The 17,922-nt window shown below is 71.0% G+C and carries 17 protein-coding genes; 8 read left to right on the top strand and 9 right to left on the bottom strand.

Annotation, left to right across the window (positions count from 1 at the left end):
* Positions 1-94 precede the first annotated feature (94 nt).
* Complete coding sequence (locus SM116_RS11010; RefSeq protein WP_320941032.1) at positions 95-1,150, top strand: zinc-dependent alcohol dehydrogenase family protein; 1,056 nt, start codon at positions 95-97, stop codon at positions 1,148-1,150.
* Here the strand turns inward: SM116_RS11010 and SM116_RS11005 are convergent.
* From SM116_RS11005 to SM116_RS10980, 6 genes are read right to left on the bottom strand one after another with little or no spacing between them, the layout of a single operon-like run.
* Positions 1,140-1,481 (bottom strand): CHY zinc finger protein, encoded by a 342-nt coding sequence (locus tag SM116_RS11005; protein ID WP_320941031.1) that lies wholly within the window; start codon positions 1,479-1,481, stop codon positions 1,140-1,142. The two genes, SM116_RS11010 and SM116_RS11005, sit on opposite strands and share 11 nt — an antisense overlap.
* The gene (locus SM116_RS11000) at positions 1,478-2,089 is read right to left on the bottom strand and encodes a CbiQ family ECF transporter T component (protein ID WP_320941030.1); all 612 of its coding nucleotides are present in this window, start codon (positions 2,087-2,089) and stop codon (positions 1,478-1,480) included. The genes SM116_RS11005 and SM116_RS11000 overlap by 4 nt, the downstream gene beginning before the upstream one ends.
* On the bottom strand, positions 2,083-2,766 hold the full coding sequence (locus SM116_RS10995; protein ID WP_320941029.1) for an energy-coupling factor ABC transporter ATP-binding protein: 684 nt from the start codon (positions 2,764-2,766) through the stop codon (positions 2,083-2,085). Before SM116_RS10995 ends, SM116_RS11000 begins: the two co-directional genes overlap by 7 nt.
* Positions 2,763-3,884 carry a thiolase family protein gene (locus tag SM116_RS10990; protein WP_320941028.1) on the bottom strand — a complete coding sequence of 374 codons (1,122 nt, stop codon included), beginning with the start codon at positions 3,882-3,884 and terminating at the stop codon, positions 2,763-2,765. Before SM116_RS10990 ends, SM116_RS10995 begins: the two co-directional genes overlap by 4 nt.
* Entirely contained in the window at positions 3,874-5,031 is a 1,158-nt protein-coding gene (locus SM116_RS10985) for a class I adenylate-forming enzyme family protein (RefSeq protein WP_320941027.1), read from the bottom strand. The genes SM116_RS10990 and SM116_RS10985 overlap by 11 nt, the downstream gene beginning before the upstream one ends.
* The gene (locus SM116_RS10980; protein WP_320941026.1) at positions 4,977-5,600 is read right to left on the bottom strand and encodes a biotin transporter BioY; all 624 of its coding nucleotides are present in this window, start codon (positions 5,598-5,600) and stop codon (positions 4,977-4,979) included. Before SM116_RS10980 ends, SM116_RS10985 begins: the two co-directional genes overlap by 55 nt.
* A gap of 77 nt (positions 5,601-5,677) precedes the next feature.
* Between SM116_RS10980 and SM116_RS10975 the strand changes: the two genes are divergently transcribed.
* The 4 genes from SM116_RS10975 to SM116_RS10960 all read left to right on the top strand — a co-directional run bounded on the left by SM116_RS10975 (position 5,678) and on the right by SM116_RS10960 (position 9,572).
* Positions 5,678-6,316, top strand: coding sequence for a TetR/AcrR family transcriptional regulator C-terminal domain-containing protein (locus SM116_RS10975; protein ID WP_320941025.1), 639 nt, complete (start codon positions 5,678-5,680; stop codon positions 6,314-6,316).
* A 126-nt stretch (positions 6,317-6,442) separates the two neighbouring features.
* On the top strand, positions 6,443-7,165 hold the full coding sequence (locus SM116_RS10970; RefSeq protein WP_320941024.1) for a glycosyltransferase family 2 protein: 723 nt from the start codon (positions 6,443-6,445) through the stop codon (positions 7,163-7,165).
* A gap of 74 nt (positions 7,166-7,239) precedes the next feature.
* Complete coding sequence (locus tag SM116_RS10965) at positions 7,240-8,010, top strand: ABC transporter ATP-binding protein (protein WP_320941023.1); 771 nt, start codon at positions 7,240-7,242, stop codon at positions 8,008-8,010.
* Positions 7,992-9,572, top strand: coding sequence for a hypothetical protein (locus SM116_RS10960; RefSeq protein ID WP_320941022.1), 1,581 nt, complete (start codon positions 7,992-7,994; stop codon positions 9,570-9,572). Before SM116_RS10965 ends, SM116_RS10960 begins: the two co-directional genes overlap by 19 nt.
* Positions 9,573-9,631: 59 nt before the next feature.
* Here the strand turns inward: SM116_RS10960 and SM116_RS10955 are convergent, their stop codons facing one another.
* Both SM116_RS10955 and SM116_RS10950 read right to left on the bottom strand, forming a co-directional pair.
* Positions 9,632-10,069 carry a pyridoxamine 5'-phosphate oxidase family protein gene (locus tag SM116_RS10955; RefSeq protein WP_320941021.1) on the bottom strand — a complete coding sequence of 146 codons (438 nt, stop codon included), beginning with the start codon at positions 10,067-10,069 and terminating at the stop codon, positions 9,632-9,634.
* 88 nt (positions 10,070-10,157) lie between these two features.
* On the bottom strand, positions 10,158-10,724 hold the full coding sequence (locus tag SM116_RS10950; RefSeq protein WP_320941020.1) for a flavodoxin family protein: 567 nt from the start codon (positions 10,722-10,724) through the stop codon (positions 10,158-10,160).
* Positions 10,725-10,904: 180 nt separating this feature from the next.
* Between SM116_RS10950 and SM116_RS10945 the strand changes: the two genes are divergently transcribed.
* The 3 genes from SM116_RS10945 to mgtA are packed head-to-tail and all read left to right on the top strand — an operon-like array spanning position 10,905 to position 16,542.
* Positions 10,905-11,378: a hypothetical protein gene (locus tag SM116_RS10945; protein WP_320941019.1), complete on the top strand. Its 474-nt coding sequence runs from the start codon at positions 10,905-10,907 to the stop codon at positions 11,376-11,378.
* A 50-nt stretch (positions 11,379-11,428) separates the two neighbouring features.
* Positions 11,429-13,876: a phosphoenolpyruvate synthase gene (gene ppsA, locus SM116_RS10940; protein ID WP_320941018.1), complete on the top strand. Its 2,448-nt coding sequence runs from the start codon at positions 11,429-11,431 to the stop codon at positions 13,874-13,876.
* A complete protein-coding gene (gene mgtA, locus SM116_RS10935; RefSeq protein WP_320941017.1) occupies positions 13,873-16,542 on the top strand; it encodes a magnesium-translocating P-type ATPase in 2,670 nt (889 codons plus the stop codon). The genes ppsA and mgtA overlap by 4 nt, the downstream gene beginning before the upstream one ends.
* Here mgtA and SM116_RS10930 read toward each other — a convergent pair.
* Positions 16,528-17,898 carry an MBL fold metallo-hydrolase gene (locus SM116_RS10930; RefSeq protein WP_320941016.1) on the bottom strand — a complete coding sequence of 457 codons (1,371 nt, stop codon included), beginning with the start codon at positions 17,896-17,898 and terminating at the stop codon, positions 16,528-16,530. The two genes, mgtA and SM116_RS10930, sit on opposite strands and share 15 nt — an antisense overlap.
* Positions 17,899-17,922: the final 24 nt, after the last annotated feature.

Here is a 17,922-nt window from a genome sequence, read left to right as displayed (position 1 = left end):
CCCGCACCAGACGGTGGGACGAAGGTCCCGGCCCCGCCTTCCGCGCGCCGCACGATGGGTATCAGCGCACACCGCGAAATGCCGAGGAGAGATCATGAGAGCGTTGGTGTATCAGGGACCGAATTCGATCGTCTGGCAGGAGGTGCCGGATCCCCGGATTCTGAAGCCGACAGACGCGATCGTCAAGATCGCGACGACGACGATCTGCGGGACGGACCTGCACATCCTCAAGGGGGACGTGCCCGCGGTGCAACCCGGTCGCATCCTCGGTCACGAAGGAGTCGGCGTCGTCACCGAGGTCGGTGAGGCGGTGACCGAGATCGCCGTGGGAGATCGCGTGATCGTCTCGTGCATCTCGGCCTGCGGCAAGTGCAGCTACTGTCTCGAGGGCATGTACTCCCATTGTCTGGCCGACGAAGGAGCATCGGGGATCGGCTGGATCCTCGGGCATCTGATCGACGGCACGCAGGCCGAATACGTGCGGGTCCCCTTCGCCGAGACGTCGCTCCACAAGCTGCCGGAGGGCGTTGTGCCCGAGGAAGCGGCGATGATCAGCGACATCCTGCCCACGGGGCATGAGATCGGCATCCGCTACGGCGCCGTCAAGCCGGGCGATGTCGTCGCGGTCATCGGCGCGGGTCCGGTCGGTCTTGCGGCGATGACCACAGCCGCCCTCTATGGACCGAGCCGTGTCATCGCGATCGACCTGGATGCCAACCGCGTGGAGCAGGCGAAGCGCTTCGGCGCGAGCGACGGCATCGTCTCGTCGGACGCGGACTGGAAAGAGCAGGTGATCGCCCTGACGGACGGTCTCGGCGTGGATGTCGCCATCGAAGCGGTCGGCGTGCCGGCCACCTGGGACATGACGCTGGCCATCGTGAGGCCCGGCGGCCATGTCGCCAACGTGGGCGTGCACGGCAAGCCCGTGACGTTCCCGCTCGAGAAGGCCTGGATACAGAACCTCACGATCACCACCGGGCTCGTCAACACAGACACGTCGCGCATGCTGATCAAACTGCTCGCCCAGGGAAAGATCGACGTGGCGGGGTTCATCAGCCATCGCTTCGCCCTCGATGACATCCTGAGCGCCTACGACACGTTCGGCCGAGCGGCCGAGACGAAGGCGCTGAAGGTCATCCTCACGGCTTGATCGCATCCACCCGGAAGTACAGGTGGGTGTGGAGCTTGCACCCGGGGTTGAAGGCCGAGCGGCACGCCGGGCAGCGGTCGGCTTCGAGGTACTCGGCGATGGTGAGCAGGTGTCCGCACACCCCGCAGAGGAGGGCGTGCTCCTCCCGGTCTGCGATGGGCCATTGTTCTGCGGGGTGTCCGGCGGTCTCGGCGTGGCAGAGGTGGCAGGGGTAGAACTCGCGGCAGCACGCGAATCGAATGGCGATGATGTCGAGCGGCGTGCCGTAGTGGATGCACCGGGTCTGGTCGTCGACGACCGCGCCGAGGACGCGCGGCCGGGGGTCGATCACCGGATGCCTCGCGCGGTGAGGGCGTCGCCGAGCTCGAACGCGTGCTGGGAGGCGAGGATGAGGAACGGCACGGCGAAGGTGCGCAGGCTGCCGCGGGCGCCACGGGCGCGCTGCGCGTCGCGCACCTCCCTCGCGAGCCGGGCGAGCGTGGGGATGGTGGTCAGGGTCACGGTGAGCAGGAGGGCCGCCAGCTGAGGGTCGAGCCGGAGGCGAGCGAGCGGTCGCAGTCCGCGTTCGAGCGCATCCAGCAGCGCGGTGACGCGGGTGGTCAGCACCAGAAGCGCGCTGAGGACGATCGCCGCGGCGACGCGAGCCGTGTTGGCGACGGCAGCCTCGGGGCCGAGGAAGACGAGCTGGCTGACGATCGTGATCACGAGGATCCAGCGCAGCGCGGCGACCTGGCGGGCGAGTTCGCGCATGCCCAGCATCCCGTCCTGCAGTTCGGCGAGGACGTACGCGAGGAGTGTCGCCGAGGCGGCGACCACGGCGGCCCACCACGACGACGGCAGGAGGGAGACGCCGAGCACGAGGGCGAGGACGAGCAGAGTCTTGCGGCCCGCGGGCATGCGGTGCAGGCGCCCTTCTCCGGGGCGGTAGAGGGTCAGCATCGCAGGATCGCTTCGTAGTCTGCGACGATCGCCGCAGGCTCTCCGGCGGCGACCAGCCGTCCCTCGGCGAACAGGACGGCGGTGTCGCATCGCCGTGCGAGGTCGAGGTCGTGCGTGACGAGCACGAGGCGGTGCCCGGTGTCGGCGAACAGATGATCGGCGACGCGACGCGCGTTGCGGGCGTCGAGATAGGCGGTCGGTTCATCGGCGACGACGAGCTCGGGCCTGCGGATGAAGGCACCGCAGAGGGCCAGCAGCTGCTTCTGCCCGCCGGACAGGTCGTGGGATGCGCGGTCGGCGAGGTCCGCGAGTCCGAATCCGTCGAGGGCGATGCGGACGCGCTCACGCAACTCGACCGCGGGGAGGCGGTCGGCGCGGAGGGAGAAGGCGACGTCTTCGGCGACGGTGGGCATCAGGATCTGCGCATCCGGATTGCTGAAGACGAGCGCGGTGCGCCGCTGGAGCTGCTTGGCGTGCGTGACGGGGTCGAGACCGAGGATCCGCATCGTTCCGCCGGTGGGACCGACGAGGCCGCCGATGAGCCGGGCGAACGTCGACTTGCCCGACCCGTTCTCGCCGATCACCGCGACGGTGCGCGCGTCGAGGTCGGCCGACACGTCGCGCAGGACGACGGCATCCCCGAGGCGCACCGACACGGTCTCCAGCTGGATGCTCATCGGACCACCTCCAGGACGGCGGCGACGCCGAGACCGCCGCCGACGGATGCCGCGGCGACCCCGAGAGTGCCGGGCACGGCGCCGCGGCGCACGAGACGGCTGAACAGGCGCACGACGGCGACGGCTCCGCTCGCTCCCCAGGGGTGCCCGAGGGCGAGCGCGCCGCCGTCCGCGCACACGCGCGGATCGTCCTCGGCGATGCCGAGCCGGTCGAGCACGGCGAGGCTCTGTGCTGCGAACGCTTCCACGATCTCGAAGGCGGTGACGTCGGCGACCGTCGCACCGGCGGACGTGAGAGCGGCCCGTACGGCAGGCGCCGCACCGATGCCGGGCAGCGCCGGGTCGCAGCCGACGATCGCGCAGGCGCGGACGGCGAGGCCGGGCCCCGTGCCGCCGGGGGAGACGAGGACGGCGGCGGCGCCGTCACCGATGCGGGTCGAGGTCCCCGCCGTCAGCGACCCGCCGGGAAAGAGGGGGGCCAGACGGGGGAGCAGACGCTCGGCGGTGCCGATGGCGTCGTCGTGATCGAGCTCGGCGAACGGGACGAGCTCGGCGTCGAAGCGACCGGCGTCGCGCGCCGTCCGCGCGCGGGCGTGGCTGCGCGCGGCGTGCGCGTCCTGGCGCGATCGGGGGATGTCGTCCTCTGCGGCCAGGTCTTCGGCGGCGCGCGTCATGTCGGGGTCGGGGAAGCCGTCCGGGGCGAACGGGGCCTTGGCGTACGGGACACCGCCCCTCGAGCGCACGGGGGCCGTGGAGGCGCTCTCGACACCTCCCGCGATGCGCATCCGCTCGTCGCCGCGGGTCGCGGCGGCGGCGTCGAGGATCGCGGCGAGACCGCTGCCGCACTGTCGGTCGACCGTGCCGCCCGGAACGAGAGGGCCGAGGCCCGAGGCGAGCGCCGCCACGCGCCCCGGATTGCCGCCCGGTCCCATGCAGTTGCCGAGCAGCACGTCGGCGACGGTGACACGTCGGCCCAGGGCCGCCTCCGCATCCGCGAGCGTGGCGCGGATGACGGGAGCGGCCAGCGCTGCGACGTCGAGCTCGGCGAGGGCGCGACCGCGGGTGCCGATGGGAGTGCGCCGCGCGGCGATGATGACGGGATGCCGGTCAGACGCCAAGGCGATCGACCTCCCCGGCCCGTGCTCGGCGGATCGCCTCGGCCCGCGCCGGCTTGCCCGAGGCTGTGCGGGGGAGCTCTCCCGCGTACCAGCGCCGCGGTCGGTGCGCCGGGGCGAGTCGAGTGAGGCTCGCGGCGCGGAGGCTCTTCCTCGCCCCGGCTCCGCCCGATGTGCCGTCCAGTTCCACGAAGGCCGCGACGAGGGCGCCGACGCGCGTCTGCGGCAGTCCGAACACGACGGCATCCCGGACGCCCGGAACGGCTCGGAGCACAGCCTCGACCTCCTCGGGCACGATCGTCGCCGATGCGCTGAGGATGGCATCATCCGCCCGGCCGAGCAGGCGCAGTCGTCCGTCGACCAGCTCCGCCCGGTCGCCGACCGTGGCCCAGTCGCCGTCCCGCCGCAGCGGGCCGCCCGGGCCCAGGTAGCCGAGGGCGATGAAGGGGGAGCGCACCCACAGCTCGCCATCCCGGATGCTCAGCTCCACCCCGGGGAACGCGCGGAGGCCGTCTCCCTCGTCGACCGCGACGAAGGAGAGCTCCGCAGCCCCGTAGTACCCGCACACGCGGACGCCGGCATCCGCCGCCCGAGCCCGCAGCGCATCATCGACATGGGAACCGCCCACGAGCGCCGCGCGCAGCCCCGGCGGGGGCCCGGCGTCCAGGACGGCGCGCAGGGCCTGCGGCGTGCCGTGCAGGCAGCTCGCGCGGGACCGGTCCGCGGAGCCCAGTACCGGGCGCGGCCCGCCGCCGAGTGCGTGCGCGAGAGAGAACAGCGTCATGGAGGCTGCCGGCGGGGCCGGCAGCAGCACCGCGTCGTCGGGGCCGGCATCCATCAAGCGCCCGACGGCGGCGAACGACGCCGACCACGACTCGGCGGTACGCAGCACGATCCGGGGCGATCCGCTGCTGCCCGACGTCAGGGTCGCCCAGGCGGCGTCCGCCGGCGGCTCGGTGCCGCCGGCGATGGCCTGAACCGCATCCCGATGCGCCTGCGGCCAGCGCTCGTCGCCGACGAGTGGAACGTCGCCGGCCGCGCGCAGGGCGCCGAGTCGGTTGAGAAGCCCTGCGGTGTCGCCGCGGACCGGGACGATCACGGCACGCGCACCGGCTCTGCGGGCTCGGCGGCGTGCACGCGCGCCGGCCACGTGCGGCGGAACGCACGCGGGTACGCGCGCACGAGCGTCATCACGACCGCCGTCGCGATCACGGCCTTGACGAGATCACCCGGGACGAACACGAGGCTCAGGAGTGCGGTGTCGGCCAGAGGCAGGTGGGTCACGGCACTCTGCACCGGGATGCCGAGCACGTACACGACGAGGATCCCGCCCGTGACGATTCCCAGGACGGTCCGCCAGGTCACCGGCTTGCGACCGCCGGCATGCACGATGAGGCCGATCACGAGCGCACCGGCGACCCACCCGACCAGGTAGCCCGCGGAGGGCCCGAAGAAGACCCCGATCCCTCCGCGTCCACCGGCCAGCAGGGGCAGCCCGACGGCGACCAGCGCGAGGAGCACCGTCATCGACAGCGCGCCGAGCCACGGCCCGAGGATCGCGCCGGCGAGCATCACGCCGAGCGTCTGCGCCGTGATCGGCACAGCGCCGAAGACCGTGAAGCCTCCCGGGAGGCCGAGGACTGCGACGATCGCCGCGAACACGGCCACGCGCGCCATGTCCGTCGCATCCATGCGTCGCGCTCGGGGCTGATCGGTCATCTACGTCTCCTTCACCGTTCTTGGACACCGTTCACCTGAACACCGTTCACCTGAACGGCGTTCACTATAGTGGGGGGATGGCCGGAACGGAAAGCGGGCGTCGTCACACGCGAGACGATGTCGCGCGGGCAGCCCTGCGCATCCTCGACGACGACGGGCTGCCCGAGCTGACGATGCGGCGACTGGCGGCCGCCCTCGACCTGCAGCCCAGCGCGCTCTACTGGCATTTCCCGAACAAGCAGAGCCTGCTCGCCGACCTCGCGGACCGGATCGTCGCGCAGCCCGCCCCACCGCGTACGGGGAGGGATGCGTCGCACACCCACGGCGCGGCGGCCGCGCTCCGCGACGCTCTGCTCGCCTACCGCGACGGCGCGGAGGTGGTCTCCAGCACCCTCGCGCTCGGGCTCGGCAGCACGACCGCTCACGATCGGCTGACAGCGGCCATCGTGGCGGACGGATACGACGCCGACCTCGCGGCGCGTGCCGCGACCGTCCTGCTGCACTTCGTCATCGGGCATGTGTCGCACGAGCAGCAGCGCATGCAGTACGACAGCCTCGGCGTGGTCGTGCCCGCCGCCGGCCTCTCGCCGCAGAACGGCGGCGACACCGCGGACGAGTTCGCCTTCGGCGTCGAGCTGTTCGTCGGCGGACTCGAGCGCCTCCGCCGCGCCCCGTCGAACCTGCCGGGCGGGACCGCTTCGCCGCTCGCCGAGTGAGCATGGGCTCCCGGACCGACCAAGACTCGTCGCGCCGGAGCAGCCGCGGGAGCCCGGGGTACCTCGCGCATCCGTCGCTGTCAACGGGCTCGGCGCTCGGGAGCGGGGTGCGGGAGAATCAGGTCTGTGACCGATGAGCGTGTGAGCGTCAGCGTCGTCATCCCGGCGCGCGACGACGAGGTCATGCTCGAGGCCTGCCTGACCGCCCTGAGCCTCCAATCCGATCCCGTGGACGAGATCATCGTGGTCGACAACGACTCGAGCGACGGCACCGCTGCCACCGCTCGTTCGCACGCCGGTGTGGTCGTCATGACCGAGCCGCGGCGCGGCATCACGTACGCCCGCACCACCGGTTTCGACGCCGCGAGTAGCGAGGTCATCGCGCGCATCGATACGGACACGATGGTCACCCGAGGCTGGGCGGCATCCATCCGTCGAGCGTTCGCGGCCGATCCGGACCTCGCGGGACTGACCGGGCCGGCCGGCTTCACCCGCCTCTCGTCGGGCGATCACGTGGTCGGCCGCGCGGCCTATGCGTTCGGCCGGACGATGCACGAGCTGATCATCGGCGAGCGACCGGTGATGTACGGCCACAACATGGCGCTCAGGCGCACCGCGTGGGCTGCGATCCGGGATGTCGTCACCAGCGGCGATGCTGCCATCAGCGAAGACCTCGACGTCACGCTGGCGCTCCTGCATTCAGGCCAGAGAATCGGCCACGATCCGGGAATGCTGGTCACCATCGCCGTGGAACGCACGCTCCGCTACCGCAAACTCGTCGCGTATCACCGCACGAACCGGCTGACGATCGCCAAGTATCGCCGACGTCCGGTGCGGCGCGGGCGATAGTCGCCGCATCCCGGACACGGTGCGGCGATGAGCGCCCGGCCGCGCCTTCTGGCGGACTCGTTAGGGTCGTGACTGTGCAGCAGACACCAGCCGCTCCCGCCCTGCGGTTGTCGGGACTCGTCAAGCGGTTCGGCGCGAAGCTCGCCGTCGCCGGCCTCGACCTCGAGGTGCCGACGGGATCGTTCTTCGGGCTCGTCGGGCCGAACGGGGCCGGCAAGACGACGACACTCTCCATGGCGACGGGACTGCTGCGCCCCGATGCCGGGACGGCCGAGGTCCACGGCATCGACGTGTGGCAGCACCCGGTCGAAGCCAAGCGGATCATCGGCAACCTCGCCGACGGGGTGCGGCTGTTCGACCGGCTCACCGGTGAGCAGCTCATCACCTTCACGGCGATGATGTTCGGCATCCCGCGCCCCGAGATCGCGCCGCGGGTCGCCGACCTCCTGGACCTCATGGATCTCCGCGAGGCGGCCGGCACGATGGTCGCGGACTATTCCGCGGGCATGACGAAGAAGATCGCCCTCGCGTGCGCGCTCGTGCATGCGCCGCGCCTGCTCGTGCTCGACGAGCCCTTCGAGTCCGTCGACCCCGTGTCGGCGGCCAACATCGAGGATGTCCTGCGCAGCTACACCTCCTCGGGCGGCAGCGTCGTCGTCTCGAGTCACTCGATGGACCTCGTGCAGCGCATGTGCGATCACGTCGCGATCATCGTCGCCGGCGGCGTACGTGCCGCGGGAACGGTGGAAGAGGTCCGCGGTGGCGAGAGCCTGCAGTCCCGGTTCCTGACGCTCGTCGGCGGTCGACACACCTCGGAGGGGCCCGAGTGGTTGCGACAGTCCTGAGGCTGCGCTACCGCCTCCTCGGGAACACCCTCGCCCGCAGCCCGTGGCAGATGGTCGGCTTCATCTTCGGCATCCTCGGTGCGCTGTGGCTGCTCGGGGCCGTCGTGGCCGGACTAGTCGCCGCGAGCATCCTGGGGGATCTCGCCACCGCGCGCGCGATCGCGGTCGTCGGCGGCTCGTTCCTCGTGCTCGGCTGGGTGCTCGGCCCACTGCTGATCGCGGGGACGGATGCGATGGTGGATGCCGGGCGCCTCGCGCCGTTCCCGCTCACGAGGGCGCAGCTCATGGCCGCGCTGACCGGCGCCGGACTGGCCGGCATACCCGGGATCGTGACGGCCCTTGCCGCTGCGGCGACGATCGTCCTGTGGGTGCGGTGGCCGGCAGCGGCCGTGTCCGCGCTGCCGGCGATCGCGATCGGTGTGCTGACCTGCGTCGTCGCGAGCCGGCTGGTCACCACGGTGTCGACGGGCCTTGCGGGGCGGCGGAGGGGCCGCGAGATCGTCGGAACCGTGATGCTGGGTCTCGTGATCATGGTCGGGCCGATCCTGACGGGCATCCTCGGTGTGCTGGACGCTGCGGGCGACCTCTCCGCGCAGATCGGACGCGCCGGCGCGATCCTCGGGTGGACGCCGATCGGCGCCGCGTGGGCGGTTCCCGGTGACGTCGCTGCGGGGAGGTGGCTGTCGGCCGTGTGCAAGCTGGCGATCGCGGCGGCGACCCTGGCGCTGCTGTGGGCCGCGTGGGCCTCCGCACTGCACGCGTCGAGCGGGACGCGGCCGGCACGCGCCGCCCGGGTGGCGAAGTCGGGTGCCCTCGGGCTGTTCGGCGGCATGCCCACGGGCGCGGTGGGCGCGACCTGGGCGCGCTCGCTGACGTCATGGCTGCGCGATCCGCGCTACGTGCGACAGCTGATCTTCATCCCGCTCTTCCCGGCGCTGTTCGCGTTCACCGGCGGAATCCACGGATGGCTCTTCAGCGTCTCGGCCGTGATGGTCGCGCTGATCCTGGCGGTCACCGGCTATGCCGACATCTCCTATGACGGCACGGCATTCGCTGCCGTGCTGTCCTCGGGGGCCACGGGTCGCGCCGACCGCTGGGGCCGAGTGCTGGGTGCGGCATCCGTCGGGCTGCCAGCCGTCACCGCCGTCGCGGTCGCCGTCGCGGCGATCGGGGGCACGTGGGACCACCTCCTGGCCGTGCTGGGCGGCGCGCTCGGACTGCTCCTGGTCGGCTATGGCGCGTCGGCCGTGTCGTCGGCGCTCGTGGTCGTACCGGTCCCCGCCGCCGGCGACAGCCCCTTCAAGACGGTGCCGGGGCAGAGCGTCGCCAGCGGCCTCATCGTGTTCGTCGTGATGGGAGCCTGCCTGGTGCTGGGCGCGCCGGCCTCCGTGCTCGCGATCGTCGCGATGGCCACCGCATCCGCCCCGCTCGGCGCGCTCGCGCTGGTCGTCGGCATCCTCGTGGGAGTCGGTGCCATCGTCGCGGGCGTGACCGTCGGCGGCCGCATCCTGGACCGCACGGGTCCCGACCTTCTTCGGCGCGTCAAGGCCTTCCCCCTCTGAGCGCGCTCAGCCCGAGGTCGTCGACGCCGGCAGGGGCCTGCACCGAACCCCGGCGATCCTCAATACGGCTGGACTCCGTACCGGTCCGGCTCGGGGCCGCGTTCGAAGCTGCGCCCGCTCATGGACTCCGGCACGATCCGCACGTAGACGCGCTTGAGCGTCGGGATCCACGGCCGCAAGCCCAGGCTGTCGGCATGCTCCACCTCCGCGGACGTGTCGAGTGCGTGCGCCCGGCCGCGCACCACGACGCTCCACGCATGCGCGTCGTCGTGACCATCCACCTCGAAGAGGACTTCGTCGTTGACCGTCAGCTCGAACAGCTTGCTGCCCTGCGCGGTGCGCATCAGCAGACTCCCGTCGTCGACCACGTAGTTCACCGGGAAGATGTCGATGCGGTCCGCGATGCGGGTGACGATCCGTCCCACCTCCTGCGTGGCAAGCCGTCCCCAGCACTCGTCGTCGGACATGACCAGGACAGGCTCTGAGAGCTCGTTCATCGATCCACCATCCCCTCTGCGTCGCCATCGTGAGCATCAGGATGCGACGGCGTGCCCGGGCCCGGTGGGCCGAAGGTCCTGCCGCGCTTCATACCTCCGACTCGCCGCGGTAGGGAGCCAGCGCCGCGCCGAGTTCGCGTCCCCATGCCCGCGCGCGTTCGACCTCGCCCTCCTCGAGACGGTTCTCCCGGTCCACGAGGAAGCTGTGGGGGTCCGCGAGCCGCGCGATGCCCTCCGATCGGAGTCGGCGGTCGATCGACGCGGCGGCCGAGCCCGTGAAGATCTCGGGCATGTCGGCCCGCGTGTCGAATGCCGCGAACAACTCCACCTCGAGCCGGGCGTCGTCGAGCCACTCCCGCATCCCGATCCCGCGTGCGGACGTGTCGAGCTCCAGTCCACGCTCGGCATCCTCGGCCCAGCGGGCCGCCTCCGACCGTGTGGACGGCCGGCTCAATCCGTGGACATGCGTCGGCGCGCCGACGATGGCGATGTCCGGCTCGAGGGGCCAGGGCTCGAGGCGATGCACCGCAGCGACCTCGACCGGCACCGTCTCGCGCAGTCCCTCGCCGATGGCCTCGGCGATCCGGCGCGTGTTCCCGAACATCGACTCGTACACGATCGAGACGCGCGGCGGGTGGTGGATTCGTCCGTTCATCGCACGGCCCCTTCTGTTCAGCCCGGTCCGTTCGTTCAGCCCAGTCCACGTGGAGTCCCCTCTCGCATGTGGGTCGAAGGTCCCGCCGGTCCGCGGGACTTTCGACCCCGCAGACCTGCTGCAGGCGCCTTAGCGTTCCGGTGAAGCGCCGCCGTGCCGGCGCACCCGGAGGTGGGGGAGATGAACAGAGGCATCCGGCTCACGCTGGTGGCGGTGACCGGCTTCGTCGCGCTCACGGCGTTCCTGGGCGGAGCCGTGCTGATCATGGGCAGTCTCTCTCCCGGGCTCGGCAGCGTCCTGGTGCCGCCCGCCGACTATCTGCGGGGATCGCCGTTCTCCGGCTATGCCGTGCCGGGCCTCGTCCTGATGCTTCTCGTGGGAGGTCCGCAGGCGGTCGCATCGATCGGATGCGGGGTCCGTTGGCCGTGGGCGCCGGCCGCGTGTGCGGCAGCCGGATTCTCGTGCCTGATCTGGATCTTCGTGCAGATGATCTACATCCCCTTCAGCCCGCTCCAGGCGGTCTACTTCGCTTTCGGCATGCTGGAGCTGGGGCTGCTGCTCCTCGGGATGGGGGTGCTGCATCCCGCCGGCGTCCTGCGCCACGGCTCCGTCCGCCGAGCATCGACCCGCCACCCCGTGATGCGCGCGCGATAGATAGGACCTTCGTCCCTGGCGAGCCGCCCGCGAGGCCGGAGGCTCAAGGCATGAACACCACCTCTGTGCGCCAGGCGACGGATCGCGTTCTCTGGTTCCGCGACATCACGATGTCGGATCTTCCCGTGGTCGGCGGCAAGAACGCGTCGCTCGGCGAGATGATCGGCACACTCTCCCAGGCGGGCGTGCGGGTGCCCGAGGGGTATGCGACCACCGCCGACGCCTTCCGCGAATTCCTGCGGCACGGCGACTTCGACCGGCGGATCGAGGATGCGATCGCCGCGCTGGACGTCGAGGATGTGACGGCTCTCGCCGCCACCGCGTCGTCGATCCGCGAGTGGGTGCGATCCCAGCCCTTCCCCGAGGAGCTGGAGCGCGACATCCGATCGGCGCACCAGGAGCTCGTCGCATCCGAGGACGACCCGGCGTCGGTGACCTGGGCCGTACGCTCGTCCGCGACGGCGGAGGACCTGCCGGATGCGTCGTTCGCCGGACAGCAGGAGACCTACCTGCACATCGCCGGCGTCGAGAACATCCTGGATGCCGTGCGCAAGGTGTACGCGTCGCTCTACACCGATCGCGCCATCGTCTACCGGGCGCAGCACGGGTACGGCGCGGAATCGGTCGCCATCTCTGCGGGGGTCGAGCGGATGGTGCGGTCCGACATCGGCTCATCCGGCGTGATGTTCACCGTCGACACGGAGTCCGGCTTCGACGACGTCGTGGTCGTCACGAGCACATACGGACTCGGGGAGATGGTCGTGCAGGGCGCCGTCAACCCCGACGAGTTCTGCATCTACAAGCCGGCACTGCGCGCCGGCCGACCCGCGATCGTCAAGCGCGAGGTGGGCGCCAAGGCGGTGGCGATGAGATTCACCGCCACGACGCGCTCCGGGACGAGCACCGAGGTCGTCCCGGTTGGCGCGTCCGAGCGGGCGCGGTTCAGCATCGACGACCACGAGGCCGAGGAGCTCGCCCGGATGGGACTCGTCATCGAGGCGCACTACGGGCGCCCGATGGACATCGAATGGGCCAAGGACGGCGTCGACGGGACGCTGTACATCGTGCAGGCGCGGCCGGTGACGACGGTCGGCCTCCGGGATCCGAGTCGGGTCGAGACCTACCGGCTCACCGAACCGGGCGAGGTGCTGGTCAGCGGGCACGCGGTCGGCGCGAAGATCGGCGCGGGCCCGGCCCGTGTGATGCGCAGCCTCGCCGACATGCACCTGTTCGCGGACGGCGAGGTGCTCGTGGCCGAGCGCACGGACCCCGACTGGGAGCCGATCATGCGCAGGGCCGCGGCGATCGTCACCGACGAGGGCGGCCGGACCTGCCACGCGGCGATCGTGGCCCGGGAGCTCGGCATCCCCGCGGTCGTCGGCACCGCCGACGCGACCTCGCGTCTCGACGACGAAGGCAGCGTCACGGTCTCGTGCGCCGGCGGCGATGAGGGACGCGTCTACCGCGGTGCGCTCGCCTTCGAGGTCGAGGAGACCGTCGTCGACGACCTTCCTGAGCTGCCGGTCGAGATCATGATGAACGTGGCCATCCCGGACCAGGCGTTCTCGCTCGCCCGGCTTCCGAACGCCGGCGTGGGCCTCGCACGCCTCGAGTTCATCATCAGCTCGATGGTCGGGATCCATCCCCGCGCGCTCGCCGAGGCCGATCGGCTGCCCGACGCCCTGCGGAGCGAGGTCCTGGCGCGCACCGCCGCCTACCCGTCGCCGCGCGATTACTTCGTCCGGCGCGTCGCCGAAGGGGTGTCGGCGATCGCGGCCGCGTTCGCGCCGAAGCCGGTGATCGTGCGTCTGAGCGACTTCAAGACCAACGAGTACGCGGGCCTCCTGGGCGGCGAGCTCTACGAGCCGCATGAGGAGAACCCGATGCTCGGATGGCGCGGCGCTTCGCGGTACGTCACCGCGGGCTTCGCCGAGTGCTTCGCCATGGAGTGCGAGGCCCTCAAGCACGTGCGCGACGACATGGGCCTGACGAACCTCCGGATCATGGTCCCGTTCGTTCGGACGACGCACGAGGCCACCGCGGTGCTGGACGCCCTGGCGAGCCACGGCCTGCGACGGGGAGAGAACGGCCTCGAGGTCATGATGATGTGCGAGATCCCCTCCAACGCCCTGCTGGCCGACGCATTCCTCGACCTGTTCGACGGCTTCTCGATCGGGTCGAACGACCTCACCCAACTGACTCTCGGCGTCGATCGGGACTCGGAGCTCGTCGCCGGATCGTTCGATGAGCGCGACCCCGCGGTGCTGGCGCTGCTCGACCTCGCGATCAGCGCCTGCAACCGGCGCGGGAAGTACGTCGGAATCTGCGGGCAGGGACCGTCGGACCACGCCGACTTCGCCGCGTGGCTGCTGGAGCACGGCATCCGATCGATGTCGCTCAACCCGGATGCCGTGGTCTCGACGTGGACGCGGCTGGCCGGCCCCGCACCGCACAGCCGGAGCGGAACCGCGGGTGCGCCCACGTCGGGTACGGCGTGAGGACCGATCCCGGGGTGGACGTCGGCATCGTGGATGCGAGCCCACCGAGAGGGGCCGACGCTCCGCTGATCAGCCCGATTCGGCAGGCGGCGACCGTCGTCGCGGCGGACGTGGATGCGGGGCTCGGCTCGGGCAGCGGGGGCCTCTCGACGGCCGAAGCGCACGAGCGGCTCGAGCGGTATGGCGAGAACGTCATCCATATGCATCGCGCGCGGCCCTGGCATGTGCTTCTCAGACAGCTCCGCAGCCCGATCCTGCTGCTGCTGTTCGCCACCGCGACGATCGCCGCTCTCGTGGGCGACAGCACGGATGCCGCGGTGATCGCCGTCATCCTGGTGGTGAGCGTGGTGCTCGGGTTCGTGAACGAGTTCCGGGCCGAGCGGGCCGCCGACGCGATGCACGATCGACTCCGCCACATGTGCGTCGTGATCCGCGAGGGCGCGCGGCGGAACATCGATGTGACCGAGATCGTCCCCGGCGACCGGGTGGTCCTGTCGGTCGGAACGGTCGTCCCGGCAGACCTGCGTCTCGTGGCGTGCGATGCCCTCAGATGCGATGAGGGCATCCTCACGGGGGAGTCCGTCGCCGTGGAGAAGTCCACAGCGGCCGTCGCACCGGGCACCGGGGTCGGAGACCTCACGGGCTGCGCGCTCATGGGGACCGTCGTGCACGCGGGGGGCGGGGTGGGCGTCGTCGTGGCGACCGGGTCGCAGACGGAGTTCGGGCGCATCGCCGTCGGGCTGTCCGCGCATGAACCGCAGACCGAGTTCCAGCGAGGACTCGGGCAGTTCTCCTCCTTCCTGCTGATCGTCGCGCTCGTGCTGACCACCGGGATCTTCGTCACGGCCGTGCTCCTGGGAAGACCGATCATCGAATCGCTGCTCTTCTCCCTCGCGATCGCCGTCGGGATCACGCCGCAGCTGCTTCCGGCGGTCGTCAGCACGAGCCTGGCCGCCGGCTCGAAGGCGATGGCACGCCGCCGGGTGCTCGTGAAGCGCATGGTGTGCATCGAGGATCTCGGCGACTTGGATCTGCTGGTCACCGACAAGACGGGCACCCTCACCACGGGACGCATCGAGTTCGAGCGCGCCGTCCCCGTCGAGGGTGCAGGTGAATCGCGGCTGCTCGCCCTGGGCATCCTCGCGTCCGATGTCGATCCGGGAACGGCCACGGTCGTCGGGCTCAACACCCTGGATGCCGCGCTGGCGGAGGTCCGAAGCGCCGCGGACGACGAGATCCTCGCCTTCCGTCGGATCGACGTGCTGCCTTTCGACCATGAGCGTCGCAGGTCGAGCGCGATCGTCGCGGCGGACGACGGTGGGCTTCTCGTCGTGAAGGGCGCGCCCGAGTCGGTCCTGCCCCTGTGCGGGGCGGTGTCGGCTACGTCCCTGACGGCCCTCGAGCAGCTCTACGAGGAGGGATGCCGAGTCGTGGCGGTGGCGACGAGATCCGTCGGCGACGTGCGGAGCCTCGAGGCCGGGGAGGAGCACGACCTCCTCCTGCGAGGCTTCCTCGTCTTCACGGATGCGGTGAAGATCGGGGCCGCGGACTCGCTGCGTCGCTTGTCGGAGCTCGGGGTCGCGGTGAAGATCGCCACCGGCGACAGCGCCGCGGTCGCGGAGCACGTCTGGGAGCGGTTGGGGATGCCGAAGGGGGTCACGCTCACCGGCGACCAGGTCGACGCGCTGGACGATAGACGACTGACCGCGGCGGCCGTGGACGCGACGATCTTCGCGAGGGTCTCGCCGGAGCAGAAGGCACGCGTCATCCGGGCGCTCCGCCACAAAGGACGGGCGGTCGGCTTCCTCGGCGACGGCGTCAACGATGCGCTCGCCCTGCACCGGGCGGACATCGGGATCTCGGTGGACTCCGCGGTCGACGTCGCGAAAGACGCGGCGGATGTGCTGCTCCTGGACAAGGATCTCGACGTGCTGGCCGCAGGTGTGACCGAGGGGAGGCGCATCTTCGCGAACACCATCAAGTACGTGATGATGGGCACCTCGAGCAACTTCGGCAACATGTTCAGCGCCTCGATCGCGTCGGTCATCCTGCCGTTCCTGCCGATGCTCCCCGGTCAGATCCTGCTCAACAATCTGCTCTACGACAGCAGCCAGCTCGCCATTCCGACCGACCGGGTGGATGCCGAGCAATTGCGTGCACCCTCGCACTGGGACATCGGCGCCATTCGGCGATTCATGCTCCTGTTCGGACCCATCTCGTCGATCTTCGATTTCGCGACGTTCTGGATGATGCTGACCGTCTTCCACGCCGCGCCCCCGGAATTCCGATCCGGATGGTTCATCGAGTCGATCGCGACGCAGACGCTGATCGTGTTCGCCGTCCGCACGCGACGGGTTCCGTTCCTGCGCAGCCGCCCGTCCCTCGCGCTGACCGTGTCGGTCCTCGGGGTCGTCCTCATCGGCGCGCTGCTGCCGTATTCGCCGTTGAGCGCGCTGCTCGGGTTCTCGCCGCTGCCCGCCCCGTTCTTTCTGGCGCTCGTGGCCATGATCCTCGGCTACCTCGTGCTGGTGGAGACGGCGAAGGTCTGGTACTTCAGGAAGCTCAGCGCTCCGGTGCCGACGGTGCGACGCCGCGGCCTCACGACGAGGGTGCTGCGCCGCGCCGCGCGGTTCACGGAGCGTTCCGCGCCCTCACAGGCTCGCTGAGAGGTCGACGGTCTGAGCCAGCTCGGGCACGCGCGCGGTCCAGCCGAGCTCGCGGCGGATGCGGATGCGGAGCGCGTCGGATGCCGGTGGCTCGCCGTGGGTGAGGTAGACCGCGTGCGGCGGCTGGGGAGCCGTGCGCATCCAGTCGACGATCTGCCCGGCGTCCGCATGCGCCGAGAGCATCTCGAGCACGTGGACCTGGGCTCTGATCGGGACGTCGCGCCCGTAGATGCGCAGCGTACGCTCGCCCTGCTCCAGAGCGCGGCCGCGCGTGCCGCCCGCCTGGAAGCCGGTCAGCACGATGGCGTTCGCGGGGTCCGAGCCGTACGCGGCGATGTGGTGGAGCACGCGACCGCCCTCGAGCATCCCGCTCGCCGAGATGATGACGGCGGGGCCGCCGCGAAGGTTCAGCAGCTTGGATTCATCGACCGTGCGCACGAGAGTCGCGAGCCGGTACATCGCGCGGAACTGGTCGGGCGGGAGGCGGTGCTCCTCCGGATGACGCGCGTAGATCTCGCTGCCGTCGACGGCCATCGGGCTGTTGAGGAAGATCGGGACCTCGGGGATGGCGCCCGATTCGCCCAGCCGGCTGAGGTGCAGCAGGAGCGTCTCCGCGCGGCCGATGGCGAACGCGGGCAGGATGACGACGCCGCCGCGTCCGGTGACGTCACGGACGATCCGTCCCAGCGCCGCCGTGGGGTCCTCCCCGGGATGACGGCGGTCGCCGTACGTGGACTCCGAGACGAGCACATCCGTCGTCTCCAGGGGCCGCGGCGGACGCATCAGCGGATCGTCCACGCGACCGAGGTCTCCCGTGAAGTGCACGCGCCGCGCATCCGCGGTGATCTGCAGCTGGGCCGCCCCGAGGATATGGCCCGCCGGCACGAAGCGCACGCGGATCCCGCCGATCGAGACGTCCTCGTCGAACGGGTGCGGTGCGAAGTGCTCGAGCGCGAGGTGCGCGTCCTCCTCGGTGTAGAGCGGCTGGGGCGCATCGTGCCGGGATGTGCCGTGCCGCCGGTGGTGCGACGCCTCCTCCTCCTGCAGCCGGCCCGCGTCGGGCAGCACCAGGGTGCTCAGCTCCGCTGTGCCGTGCGTACTGTGGATGCGGCCGCGGAAGCCGTCTCGGACCAGGGCCGGGAGGTAGCCCGTGTGGTCGAGATGCGCGTGCGTGACCACGACGGCGTCGATGCTCGCCGGTTCGACGGGAAACGGCCGCCGGTTGCGCTCGCGGAGCAGCTTGTAGCCCTGGAAGAGACCGCAGTCGACGAGCAGCCGCGTACCGTCGGCCTCGATCAGGTAGCGCGAGCCGGTGACGGTGTCGGTGGCGCCGAGGAACGTGAGAGTCGCGGACATTCCGCCATGATCGTCGACCGCGTC

Origin of the sequence: Microbacterium rhizosphaerae, assembly GCF_034120055.1 — a bacterium.
Taxonomy (GTDB): Bacteria; Actinomycetota; Actinomycetes; order Actinomycetales; family Microbacteriaceae; genus Microbacterium; species Microbacterium rhizosphaerae.
This window is presented reverse-complemented; position numbering and strand designations above follow the sequence as displayed.